This is a genomic window from Pinirhizobacter soli, assembly GCF_015905305.1.
Lineage (GTDB): Bacteria > Pseudomonadota > Gammaproteobacteria > Xanthomonadales > Rhodanobacteraceae > Pinirhizobacter > Pinirhizobacter soli.
The window spans coordinates 1-12,055 of the sequence record NZ_JADZLQ010000004.1; the positions used below are offsets into that span (position 1 = coordinate 1).

General features: G+C 65.8%; 13 protein-coding genes. 5 read left to right on the plus strand and 8 right to left on the minus strand.

The features are described from left to right. Positions 1-138: 138 nt before the first annotated feature. Together NDK18_RS16800 and purE are read right to left on the minus strand one after the other, a co-directional pair. Complete coding sequence (locus tag NDK18_RS16800) at positions 139-1,293, minus strand: 5-(carboxyamino)imidazole ribonucleotide synthase (RefSeq protein ID WP_250624034.1); 1,155 nt, start codon at positions 1,291-1,293, stop codon at positions 139-141. Next, positions 1,290-1,793: a 5-(carboxyamino)imidazole ribonucleotide mutase gene (gene purE, locus NDK18_RS16805; RefSeq protein WP_250624035.1), complete on the minus strand. Its 504-nt coding sequence runs from the start codon at positions 1,791-1,793 to the stop codon at positions 1,290-1,292. Before purE ends, NDK18_RS16800 begins: the two co-directional genes overlap by 4 nt. A gap of 65 nt (positions 1,794-1,858) precedes the next feature. Here purE and NDK18_RS16810 point away from each other — a divergent pair, with 65 nt between their 5' ends. From NDK18_RS16810 to NDK18_RS16825, 4 genes are all read left to right on the plus strand, one after another. Continuing rightward, the gene (locus NDK18_RS16810) at positions 1,859-2,131 is read left to right on the plus strand and encodes a Trm112 family protein (protein ID WP_250624036.1); all 273 of its coding nucleotides are present in this window, start codon (positions 1,859-1,861) and stop codon (positions 2,129-2,131) included. 96 nt (positions 2,132-2,227) lie between these two features. Next, on the plus strand, positions 2,228-4,516 hold the full coding sequence (locus NDK18_RS16815; protein WP_250624037.1) for a DUF1631 domain-containing protein: 2,289 nt from the start codon (positions 2,228-2,230) through the stop codon (positions 4,514-4,516). Beyond that, entirely contained in the window at positions 4,513-5,382 is an 870-nt protein-coding gene (gene nadC, locus NDK18_RS16820; protein ID WP_250628443.1) for a carboxylating nicotinate-nucleotide diphosphorylase, read from the plus strand. The genes NDK18_RS16815 and nadC overlap by 4 nt, the downstream gene beginning before the upstream one ends. Before the next feature lie 73 nt (positions 5,383-5,455). After that, positions 5,456-5,878 (plus strand): DUF3301 domain-containing protein, encoded by a 423-nt coding sequence (locus NDK18_RS16825; protein WP_250624039.1) that lies wholly within the window; start codon positions 5,456-5,458, stop codon positions 5,876-5,878. Positions 5,879-5,882: 4 nt separating this feature from the next. Here NDK18_RS16825 and NDK18_RS16830 read toward each other — a convergent pair whose 3' ends face one another. From NDK18_RS16830 to petA, 5 genes are all read right to left on the minus strand, one after another. Then, the gene (locus tag NDK18_RS16830; RefSeq protein ID WP_250624040.1) at positions 5,883-6,308 is read right to left on the minus strand and encodes a ClpXP protease specificity-enhancing factor; all 426 of its coding nucleotides are present in this window, start codon (positions 6,306-6,308) and stop codon (positions 5,883-5,885) included. A gap of 26 nt (positions 6,309-6,334) precedes the next feature. Beyond that, the gene (locus NDK18_RS16835) at positions 6,335-6,961 is read right to left on the minus strand and encodes a glutathione S-transferase N-terminal domain-containing protein (RefSeq protein ID WP_250624041.1); all 627 of its coding nucleotides are present in this window, start codon (positions 6,959-6,961) and stop codon (positions 6,335-6,337) included. A gap of 79 nt (positions 6,962-7,040) precedes the next feature. Further along, positions 7,041-7,787: a cytochrome c1 gene (locus NDK18_RS16840; RefSeq protein WP_250628444.1), complete on the minus strand. Its 747-nt coding sequence runs from the start codon at positions 7,785-7,787 to the stop codon at positions 7,041-7,043. Continuing rightward, complete coding sequence (locus NDK18_RS16845) at positions 7,780-9,054, minus strand: cytochrome b (RefSeq protein WP_250624043.1); 1,275 nt, start codon at positions 9,052-9,054, stop codon at positions 7,780-7,782. The genes NDK18_RS16840 and NDK18_RS16845 overlap by 8 nt, the downstream gene beginning before the upstream one ends. Next, entirely contained in the window at positions 9,054-9,653 is a 600-nt protein-coding gene (gene petA / locus NDK18_RS16850) for a ubiquinol-cytochrome c reductase iron-sulfur subunit (protein WP_250628445.1), read from the minus strand. Before petA ends, NDK18_RS16845 begins: the two co-directional genes overlap by 1 nt. Positions 9,654-9,851: 198 nt before the next feature. On the opposite strand from petA, the gene NDK18_RS16855 reads away from it, so the two are divergent. Continuing rightward, complete coding sequence (locus tag NDK18_RS16855; RefSeq protein WP_250624045.1) at positions 9,852-11,072, plus strand: S1C family serine protease; 1,221 nt, start codon at positions 9,852-9,854, stop codon at positions 11,070-11,072. Here the strand turns inward: NDK18_RS16855 and NDK18_RS16860 are convergent. Continuing rightward, the gene (locus NDK18_RS16860; protein ID WP_250624046.1) at positions 11,056-12,033 is read right to left on the minus strand and encodes a transglycosylase SLT domain-containing protein; all 978 of its coding nucleotides are present in this window, start codon (positions 12,031-12,033) and stop codon (positions 11,056-11,058) included. The genes NDK18_RS16855 and NDK18_RS16860 overlap by 17 nt on opposite strands. Positions 12,034-12,055 lie beyond the last annotated feature (22 nt).

The following is a 12,055-nucleotide window of genomic DNA, read 5'->3' on the forward strand; positions in this document are numbered from 1 at the left end:
CCAACCCGCCGTAGCGGCCGGAGGGGGTGAGCCATCGGGTGGCGTTTTCGGAACGCTTCCGCAGGAGGGCGAAGCCCGACGAGGACTTAGTGAGGAAAACGCCACCCGATGGCTCACCCCCGAAACCGCCACGCGCTTTTACCCGAGCGCGTCAACGGCGGGCCGTGCCTGCTCTTGCCTGCCTAGTGCCTCGGCGATGGATGACACGCGTGAGCGGAGGGTGTCGGCGTCCTTTGCGACTACGGTGGCGTGGCCTACTTTGCGGCCGGCGCGTGGTTCTTTGCCGTAGTCGTGCCAGTGGGCGTCGGTGGCTTTGAGTACTGGGGAGGGGTCGGGGAGGTTGCCGATGAAGTTGAACATGGCGCAGGGGCCGCGGATGCCGGTGTCGCCGAGGGGCATGCCGAGGACAGCGCGGACGTGGTTTTCGAATTGGCTGGTGTGGGCGCCTTCGATGGTCCAGTGGCCGGAGTTGTGGACGCGGGGGGCCATTTCGTTGCCCAGCAACTTACCGCCGCGGACGAACAATTCGAGGGCGAATACGCCGACGTAATCGAGGCGTTCGGCCAGGGTGCGGGCGTGGCGGACGGCATCGACCTGCAGGTTTGGGGGGATGTTGGGGGCGGGGGCGAGGCTTAGCGCCAGCACGCCGTCGGTGTGCCAGTTGCGGGTGAGAGGCCAGGTGCGGAAGTCGCCGTCGCGGCCGCGCACGGCAAGCACGGATAGTTCACGCTCGAAGGGAATGAAGGCTTCGAGGATCAATCCATGTGCTTGCGCCTGGCGGCCGAGGGCCGCCCATGCGGCATCGGCGTCGTCGGAGGTGCGCAGGCGGAACTGGCCTTTGCCGTCGTAGCCCAGGCGGCGTGTCTTGAGGATCGCCGGGGTGCCGACGCGGCTGATGGCGAGGTCGAGGTCGGCCCGGGTGTCCACGGGATGGAAGTCGGGGGTGTCCAGGCCGCATTCGCGGAACAGGGTTTTCTCGGCCAGGCGGTCCTGGGTTGCGGCGAGGGCCTGGGGGGCCGGGTAGACCGGCACGCGCGCTGCCAGCCCCGCGGCGGCTTCTGCCGGCACGTTCTCGAAATCAAAGGTGACCACGTCGACGGAGCCGGCGAACCCGGCCAGGGCCTCTGCATCGCCGTAATCGGCAACCAATAGTGGGCCGACCTGTCCGGCGCAGGCATCGGCCGCACCGTCCACCACGTAGGTGCGCACGCCCAGGGGTGCAGCGGCCAGGGTGAGCATGCGGGCCAGCTGGCCTCCTCCCAGGATGCCGAGCACCGGTTGGCGGCGACTCATGCGCGGGGGTCCGGCTTGTCGAGCACCGCGGCCGTCTGGCGGGCGCGGAACTCGTCCAGTGCGCGGGCCACGGCCGGATCATGCAGGGCCAGCACGGCCGCGGCCAGGAGCCCGGCGTTGCAGGCGCCGGCCCGGCCGATGGCCAGCGTTCCTACTGGGATGCCGGCGGGCATCTGGGCGATGGAAAGCAGGGAATCCATGCCATTCAAGGCCTTCGACTGCACCGGCACGCCGAAGACGGGTAGGCGCGTCTTGGCCGAGAGCATGCCCGGCAGGTGGGCGGCGCCACCGGCACCGGCGATGATCACCTGCAAACCACGACCCACGGCTTCTTCGGCATAGGAGAAAAGAAGATCGGGCGTGCGGTGGGCCGAGACCACCCGGACCTCATGGGCGATGCCCAGGTCCGTCAGGATGTTGCAGGCGTGCTCCATGGTCTCCCAATCGGAAGACGAGCCCATCACCACGCCCACGCGGGGCGCCGAAGCCGCAGGAGTCATCGCCTGGATATCCAAAAAAGCGTTATTGTAAGCGCATTCCAGGCATTAGGCATTGACCCCTCCCCATGGACAAGCGTCTGCTCGACATCCTCTGCTGCCCCGTCAGCAAACGCCCGCTGCGAACCCTCAAACCGGGTGAGCTGGAGATGCTCAACGCCGGCATCGAAAAGGGCCAGGTACAGAACGTGGCCGGCGAGAAGCTCTCCCAGCGCGTGGACGAGGCCCTGGTCACCACCGACGGCAAGGTGGTCTACCGGGTGGACGATGGCATCCCAGTCATGCTTCCCGAGCAAGGAATCGGCACGGTCCAGTTCAACGAGTGGCCGGCAAGCCCTTGAACAGCCCGACCGTGATAGGGGTCACAAATCAAAACCCGCTTTCCGGCAAACTTGTGCGTCGGAGCGGGGGCTTCCCAAGTGAATCCAGGTGCGGCGATGAATAACGCCAAAGAGCCTTCCAATGTGGTGGACCTGGGCGCGCGGCTCGACCCGCGAGAAGTCAGGGTGGGCGACCTGCTGATCGCCGTCCGCGGCATCGCCACGCAGAAGCTGCATGCGCTGGCCAGCAACATGTTCGAGAACGTCGACGACGCCCTGTTCGACCTGGCCGAGAAAGCCGAGAGCAACGCGGCGCAAACCCAGTACTTCGACGGCATGCGCGAAGTGCGCAAGAAGCGGGCGCTGGTGGAACGCAGCTTCCTTGGCCAGACCACCCGCGACTTCGCCGACTTCTCCGCCGGCCGTGCCCGCAGCGAACCGGACAACCCCGAGCGCAACGCCTTCGTGACACCGGAGCTTTCGCTGGTGGGTGAAAGCGAGCTTGAGGAATCGCTCGCCATCACCAGCATGGTGGGCAAGAACGAAACCCGCATGGCGCGCGCCCTGTTCGCGGTGAACCAGCGCCTGTCGGTGATCTGTGGCGGCACCCGCACCGACGACGCCAACAACCCCATCGGCCCCAGCGCACTATCGCAGGCGTTCCGCCAGGCCGTGCGCGAGCTGGGCGTGGATGTCAGGGTGAAGCTGATCATCTACAAGTTGTTCGACCGCTACGTGCTGTCGGGCCTGGATGAGCTCTACGACGAGGTCAACAACGAACTGGCCAAGGCCGGCGTGTTACCGCAACTGCGCCACGAACTTCCCGGGCGCCGCACCGAAAGCGCAACCCCGCGCGTTTCGGCCGACGGCACGCCGCTGCCCCCTGATTACCAGGCCGACGAAGGCGCCAGCGGCGACTACACCGCCGACATCATGCATACCCTGCAGTCGCTCTTCAGCGCCCGGCGCGGCGTGGTGAGCCATGGCGGACAGGCTGGTGGCGGCATGGCAACAGGCAGCCACTACGCAGGTGGCCCCGTCGGGCCGCCGCCAACCCCGGCGGAACTGCTGGGCGCGCTTACTCTGCTGCAGAGCCAGATCGCCGGGACCACGCACGGCGTGCCGCTGAGCCCAGCCGAAAGCAATGCTGAAGTCGGCCACCTGAAGGAACAGCTGCTGCTGCAGCTGGGTCAGCTGCGCGGCCAACCGTCCACGCATGTGGCCAGCATGGACGAGGACACCATTGACCTCGTCGGCATGCTCTTCGAGTTCATCCTCGAAGACCGCAACCTCCCGGCCGAGATGCAGGTACTGCTGGCTCGCCTGCAGATTCCGTACTTGAAGGTCGCGCTGATCGACCGGCGCATGTTCGCCCATCGCAACCATCCGGCGCGCCGCCTGCTGGACGCACTGGCTGACGCCGGCAAGGGCTGGTCGTTGGATGCCGACCGCGACCACCGCCTGTACGACAAGGTCAAATCCATCGTCGATCGCCTGCTGCAGGATTTCGACGATGACATGCATATCTTCGACCGCCTGTCGGGCGAGTTGCAGGAGTTCCTGGACGTCGGCCGCAAGCGTGCGGAACTGGCCGAGCAGCGTGTAGCTGAATCCACCCGCGGCCGCGAGAAGCTCGAACAGGCACGCCGCCGCGCCGCACGCGAGATCGTCGACCGCATCGGCCAGCGGCATCTGCCGGCGCTGGCGCACGGCGTGCTTACCCGCGCCTGGGCCAACTATCTGGTACTAACGCTCCTGCGCCAGGGCGATGAATCACCCGAGTTCCGCGAGGCCTTGCGCTTCGTCGACGATTTCATCGCCACCGTGCAGCCGATGTCCGATCCCACGGCGCGGCAGCTGCTGCGCAACCGCCTGCCCTTCATCGAACGCAACCTGCGCCGGGGCCTGGCCGCCGTGGCGTTCCAGGAAGCCGATACCGAACAATTGATGACGCAGTTGCAGGAGTTCTACCGCCAGCAGCTGGGCGAGGCGCGCGCGCCGTCGCCGGATACCCCAGCCGCGCCGCTGCCGATCCCCGATTCCATCCAGGCCATCGTCGAGCCGGAATTGCTCGAACCCGAAGACGACGACCTTGGCATCGACGACGATGCCATCGCCGACAACTTCCTGGCCCAGGCCGCGGAGCTACGCGTGGGCCAATGGGTGGCCTTCGTCGACGAAGAGGACAACAGCGAGCGCGCCAAGCTGTCGTGGATCAGCCCGATCAGCGGCCGCTACCTGTTCGTCAACCGCCGTGGCCTGAAGGTGGCCGACCATAGCCAGGTGTCGCTGGCTGCCGCGCTTGCCAACGGCCGCGCCACGGTGCTCGAATCCGCGTTGCTGTTCGACCGGGCCATGGACGCCATCGTCGAGAAGCTGCGCCAGCCAGGCTCGGATACCCCATGAACGCACCATCTTCCCCGGCCGCGCCGCTGGCGCGGCCGGATCCCATTCGTGTGGACGCCGATGTGGCACGCGCCTTGGCCGAGGACATCGGGGGTGGCGATGTCACGGCGGACCTGCTTCCCCGCGACGCCACCGCCAGCGCGGTGCTGACCTGCCGCGAAGACGCCGTCCTTGCAGGCCAGGACTGGTTCGACGCCTGCTTCCGCCATATGGACCCGCACGTGGTGATCCAGTGGCGCGCGGCCGACGGCGACCGCCTCGCCGCCGGCCAGGTGATCTGCATGCTGCACGGTAGCGCCCGCGCCCTGGTGACGGCCGAGCGCTCGGCACTGAACTTCCTGCAGCTGCTTTCGGGTACGGCCACCACCACCGCCCGCTTCGTGGCGGAGGTTGCCGGCACCCGCACGCGCATCCTGGACACGCGCAAAACCCTCCCAGGCCTGCGCATGGCGCAGAAGTACGCCGTGCTTTGCGGCGGCGGTACCAATCACCGGGTGGGTCTGTTCGACGCCATTCTGGTGAAGGAAAACCACATCATCGCCGCCGGCGGCATCGACCGCGCGGTCAGCGCCGGACGCACCATGCATCCACGGTTGCTGCTGGAAGTGGAGGTGGAGACGCTCGACGAACTCCGCCAGGCCATCGACGCCGGCGTCGACCGCATCCTGGTGGACAACTTCACCCACGAGAACCTTCTGGAAGCCGTGCGCATCGCCGATGGCCGGGTGCCCCTGGAGGTATCGGGCAACGTGGAAATCGCCTCGCTGGCGCGAATCGCCGCCACCGGCGTCGACTTCATTTCCACCGGCGCCCTGACCAAGCACGTTCGTGCGATCGATCTTTCGCTGCGACTTCAGCTGGATTAGCCCTTAAGCGCTTGCGAGTGGGGCCCGGCGGCCACACACTGTTTGCATGCTTTCGCTAACCGACCTTTTCGTCATGCTCCTCTTATGCGGCCTGGTGGCCTCATGGATGGGGCTGACGGCTGCGCGGGAGCGCGCCGTGGCGCAGGCATCGCGGCTGTGCAACGAACACGACATCCAGCTGCTGGATCAAAGCGTGGCGCTATCGGCCCTGCGCCTGTACCGGCACGACGGCCACCTGGGCGTGGAAGTGCGCTATGGCTTTGAAGTAAGCCTGGACGGTCGTACGCGGCAGGGTGGCCAGATCTGGATGCGGGGACGCCGGGTGGCCCGGCTGGTGATGCCCGAGCGGGATGTTTCCGCCCTGGCTTCGGCCGAGCCCGATTATCCCGAAGCCGTCTATGGCCCCCGGCGGCCGCCGGCCGCGCCCAAGCGTATCGCCGAAGGCAGCGCCGACAACGTCATCCCGTTCCGGCCAAGGCCGAAAGACCCCTCGTAAGGGGTTACTTCACCACCCGCAGGTGGGGCGCGCCGCGCTTTGGGCGATCGTCCGACGGCGGCGGCTCGGAATCGCCGTCCGCATCGTTGCCACCACCACCCTCGCCCGCCACCGAAGCGTTGTCGTCGGCCGGGAACATCATGCCCTGGCCGTTCTCCTGCGCGTACAGCGCCAGCACGGCCGTGACCGGGATGCTGATCGACTGGCTTACGCCTGAAAAACGAGCCTGGAAGCTGATGATGTCGTTGCCAAGGTCGAGGTTGGCCACCGCGCGCATGGCCAGGTTCAGCACCACCTGGCCGTTCTTGATCACGTGGCTGGGTACTTTCACCCCGGCCTGGCCGGCATCGACCAGCACGTAGGGCGTAAGCCCGTTGTCGCTGATCCAGTCGTAGATCGCCCGTAGCAGGTACGGGCGATTGGAAGTCATGCCGGTTGGTTCGCTGGTATCAGTCATTACAGTTCGCGCATCGCTTTTTCTTCAGGCGTCAGGCTACGCGCAAACCCCTGGGTGTGGAATAGCCGTTCGCCGTAATCGATGATCGGCTTGCCTTCCTTGCCCAGGTCAACCCCGAGCATCGACAGGCGCCAGACCACCGGAGCCACCAGGCAATCGGCCAGGCTCATTTCCGGGTTCAGGAAGAAACGGGAGGCCTTGAACAGCGGCACGGCCTCGAGCAGATGCTCCCGCAGCCGCTTGCGGGCGGCCTCGGCAGGCTTGCCGCCGGCGCGGATCACGTTGATCTCGGGTAGCCAGTCACGCTCGATACGCACCGAGGCCAGGCGCAGGCGCGCCCGGGACAGCGGGTCGATCGGCATCAGCGGCGGGTGCGGGTAGCGCTCATCGAGGTACTCGCACACCACGTAGGTGTCGTAGAGCGTGAGGTCGCGGTCGACCAGGGTCGGCAGCGTGCCATAGGGGTTGAGGTCAACCAGGTCGGCCGGCGGTTTCTCCGGGTCGACCATCACGCGTTCGTAGCTGACGCCCTTGGCGGCGAGCACGAGGCGCGTACGGTGGCACTGGACGTCCTCGGCGGTGGTGTAGAGCGCGAGTACGGTCCGCGAACGGGCGTTTTGCACCATAACCTTGCTCTCCTCCCCTGGAAAATGCCGGCTTTAGCCTACCCTATGAAGAAGGGCGGCTTGCGCCGCCCTTGCGCCCTTAGTGGACGTCCTTCCAGTACTCATGCTTGAGCATATACGCAAGGAAGGTGAATCCGGCCAGGAACAGGATCACCCAAACGCCCATCGACTGCCGCTGGAGCGCCGCGGGCTCGGCCGCGTATTCCAGGAAGGCGGTGAGGTCGCGGGTGGCACCCTTGAACTGCTCCAGGGTCAGGCGGCCGGGCTGGGCCAGTTCCAGCTTCTCGACCTCGGACTCGCCCTGGGCATCGGGCTTGCCCTTGACCGCCACCTGCACGCCCTGCAGTTCCCAAAGCGGGTTCGGCATCGAGGCATTGGCGAAGATGGTGTTGTTCCAGCCCACCGGGCGGGACGGGTCAAGGTAGAAGGAATTGAGGTAGTTGAATACCCAGTCCTGGCCCTTGGCGCGCACTTCCAGCGAGAGGTCGGGCGGTGCCTTGCCGAACCATTCCTTGGCGGAGTCTTCGGGCATGTGCGAGACCACCGTTTCACCGAACTTCGCGCCGGTGAAATTGAGGTTGTCCATCACGTCCTGTTCGGACAGCCCGAGGTCTTCGGCAATGCGCGAGTAGCGCACGTACTTGAGCGAGTGGCAGCCCACGCAATAGTTGAAGAACAACTTGGCGCCGCGCTGCAGGGAAGCGGTGTCGCGCACGTTGGTGCCGGCAGCCGGCATCTCCGGGCCTTCCTCGGCCATGACGGCGGACGTACCGCCGACGATGAGGCCGAAGGCGAGTGCGATGATGGAGAAATACCGCTTAGTCATGCGTCGTCACCCGTTCCGGAACCGGCTTGGTCTTCTCCCAGCCGAAATGCGTGTAAGCCCACAGCCCAAGGAAGAACCCAAAGTAGACGATGGTCCAGACCCGGCCGAAGAAGATTTCCCACGAAGGCATGATCTCGGCGATGACACCCGCGCCCACCGCACCCAGCGCGATGAAGGCCACCACGAAGGTGAACAGCAGCACCTTGAAGCCCGCGCCGCGATAGCGGATGGAACGGACCTGCCCGCGATCGATCCAGGGCACCAGGAACAGCAGCACGATGGCTGCGAACATGGCGATCACACCCCACACGGCCGTACCGAACATCGACGGGATCATGCGCAAGATCGCGTAGAACGGCGTGAAGTACCACACCGGCTTGATGTGCGTGGGCGTGACCAGGTTGTTGGCCGGGATGAAGTTGTCGTGCTCGAGGAACCAGCCGCCGAACGTGGGCGCGAAGAAGATGATGAAGGCCGCGATCATCAGGAAGAAGCCAACGCCGACGAGATCCTTCACCGTGTAATACGGATGGAAGGGGATGCCGTCCGCGGGCTTGTGGTCGTCCCAGCGATTGCCCTTCGGGCCCTTCTTGATCTCAACGCCATCGGGGTTGTTCGAACCCACTTCGTGCAGGGCGGCCAGGTGCAGCACCACCAGCAGCAACAGCACGATCGGCAGCGCGATCACGTGCAGGGCGAAGAAGCGGTTGAGGGTGGCATCGGCGGGCAGGAAGTCGCCCATGATCCACTCCACCAGGGTCGAGCCGATCACCGGGATGGTGCCGAACAGCGAGATGATCACCTTGGCGCCCCAGAACGACATGTTGCCCCAAGGCAGCACATAGCCCATGAAGGCCTCGGCCATCAGCACCAGGAAGATCAGCATGCCCAGCAGCCACACCAGTTCGCGGGGCTTCTTGTACGACCCGTACATCAGGCCGCGGAACATGTGCAGGAACACCACGATGAAGAACAGCGAGGCGCCGGTGGAGTGCATATAACGAATGAGCCAGCCCCATTCGACGTCACGCATGATGTACTCGACCGAATTGAACGCCTCAAGGGCGCTGGTCTTGTAGTTCATGGTGAGGAAGATGCCGGTGACGATCTGGTTGACCAGCACCAGCAGCGCGAGCGAGCCGAAGTAGTACCAAAGATTGAAATTCTTCGGTGCGTAGTACTCCGTCATGTGCTTGCGGTACGTCGGCGCCAGGTTCGGCGCGCGCTCGTTGACCCACTCGCCCACGCGGGTGAATACATTAGCCATTAGCCGGCCTCCTTCGGATCGACGCCAATCTGGATCGTGTTGTCGTCCACGAAGTGGTACGGCGGCACCGGCAAATTCTTCGGGGCGGGAACGCCCTGGAAGACGCGGCCGGCCAGGTCGTAACGCGACTTGTGGCAAGGGCAGTAGAAACCGCCCTTCCAGTTCGGGTCGAACGGCTCAGGCTTCATCACCGGCTCGAAATCGGGCACGCAGCCCAAGTGCGTGCACAGGCCCACCACCACCAGCCACTCGGGCTTGATGGAACGGGTGGCGTTCTGCGCGTACTTCGGCTGCTGGTCGGTAACTTCGGACTTCGGATCCGTCAGGCGGACGTCGAGCGAGGAAAGCGCGGCAAGCTGGTCCTTGGTGCGATTGACCACGAATACCGGCTGGCTACGCCAGGCGAACGTCACCTTTTGGCCTGGCTCAATCTTCGAAATGTCGGCGGTAACCGGTGCACCGGCGGCTTTCGCGCGGGCGCTCGGCTCCCAGGATTTAATGAAGGGCACGGCCACCGCCACCACTCCCACACCACCCACCACTGCCGTGGTGATGGTGAGGAAACGGCGTCGGCCGTGATCGACGACTTCGTTCGCCATCAGGCTCTCCGGAACATATGCCATTGAGGTGCGGGTTTTCTCGACCCGCAAAAATCGCGTTAGTGTAGCGTTTGACCCCGGGGCACACAATAAAACTGAACGTGTTGACATACACTGGTGCATCCGGCGCGAGGTAATTGACGCACCGGTACCGATTGGCCGCCCATCCGACGACCGTCCGAAGGACCTGCTCTACCCATGAAACCGGCCGCCCGCGGCATCGCCTTCATCGCCCAGTTCGTCGTGTTGGGGTTGGCGGTTGCCTTTACCATCGGCCTTGTCTGGCCCGGCACCGGCCAGGTCCTGCGTGCGCGGCTGGGCTTCGGCCCCGCCCCGGCGGCATCATCATCGACCCTGGCCGCGCCACCGGTGGCATCAGGCCCTGCCAGCTATGCAGACGCCGTGAGCCGTGCCGCGCCGGCCGTGGTGAACATCTACGCCAACCGCCTGGTGAGCGAACAGCCCTCTCAAGTTTTTGCCGATCCGGTGATGCAACGCATCCTGCGCGTGCCCACGGGGCCGGTGACCAAACGCCGCGAGCAGAACCTGGGATCGGGGGTGATCGTCTCGCCCGATGGTTATGTATTGACCAACAACCACGTGATCGCCAGCGCCTACGACATCCAGGTGCTGCTCTACGACGGCCGGGTGTTCAAGGCCCGCGTGGTGGGCTCGGACGACGAAACCGACCTTGCCGTGCTGAAGATCGATGCCGGCAGCCTGCCGGAAATTCCCCTCGCCGCCCCCGCACACAAGCAACGAGTGGGCGACGTGGTGCTGGCCATCGGCAACCCCTTCGGCATCGGCCAGACCGTGACCATGGGCATCATCAGTGCCATGGGGCGCCAGTTGAACCTGTCGAGCCCCGAGATCTTCATCCAGACCGATGCCGCCATTAACCTCGGCAATTCCGGCGGCGCGCTGGTCAATGCCTATGGCGAGCTGGTGGGTATCAACACCGCCCTGATCGGCCAGGCGGTGGGTGCCGAGGGCATCGGCTTCGCCATCCCGGTGGCCAGCGCCAAGCAGGTGCTGGACCAGATCATCGCCACCGGACACGTCACCCGCGGCTGGATGGGCGCCGACTACGGCGCCGTCGCGGTATCGGCGGACAGCGGCCTGCCCTCCGCCGCACGCGGCGTGATGGTGAACGATGTCTACCCCGGAGGCCCGGCCGCCACCGCGGGCATCCAGCCCCGCGACGTGCTGCTGCGTTTCGGCGACACCGGCATCGTCGACCCCAACGACCTGCGCCGCCGCGAGGCCATGCAGTCGCCGGGGACCACGGTGGAAGTCTCGGGACTGCGCAACGGCATTCCGTTCAAAGCACCGGTGAAGATCGTGCAGCGTCCACCGATCCCGGTGCAGTCGACAGCCAATCCCCAGGGCACCAGCCCGGCGATCATTCCGCAGCATTAGCCCGCAGGGCGAGCGGCGCACCCGCCCGCACGGCGGCGCCGTAGCGGCGGCGGAGGATGCCCACGCGCTCGACATAGACCTGGGTCTCGGCGTAGGGCGGCACCCCGTTGTACTTCTCTACCGAGCGCTGTCCCGCGTTATAGGCCGCCGCGGCCAGGCGCTCATCGCCATTGAAGGCGCGCAGCAGGATCGCAAGGTAGCGCGCCCCGCCGCGGATGTTCTGTTCGGCGTCGAAGGCATCGGCCACGCCCATGTCGCGGCCGGTGCCGGGCATCAACTGCATCAGCCCCTGGGCACCCTTGATCGACAGCGCGCGCGGGTTGTACCCGCTTTCGGCATGGATCACCGCCCGCAGCAGGGCCTGGTCCACGCCGAACTCGGCGCTGGCCAGGCGAATCACGTCGGCATAGGCGCTCAGGTTCAGTGCCACCGTATCGAAATTGATCTTCGAATGAATATCGCAGGCGACGCAGGTGGCGATGTAGCTGAAAAGCATGGTGACCGCACTGCCCTTCGTGCCTGGCGGGGCCACGTTGGTGTATTCCACCGTGCCATCGGCGCGGGTCACCCGGTACACCGAACCGCGCAGCACCTTCGCAGCCTTGGGCTGGGGCGGCTCCTCGGCGATCGGCAGCGGCTCCTTGCTTTCCTGGTAATCCCAGTGGCTTTTCGGGGCCACCACCTGGGGGGCAGCCACCACTTTCTGGCCGGGTTCCGCCTTCGGCGTGGAAGCCGGCGAGACGCCCTGGGCCACTGGTTTGGCATTCACCGGGCCATGGCGCGAGGGCGCCGACACCGGGATATCGAGCTTCTTGCAGTCTTTGTAGCCGGCCGTGGAACTGGCGAAAACGGTCTCGCCGGTGGCCCCCGTGCAGCGGTAAAGCGTGGCCGCACGCACCGGGCTGGCGAGCCAAAGGGCCGCCAGGGCCAGGAGGATGGTCAGGCGGCCACGGTGCGTCATGGGCGGCAGTTTGGCCGGAGCG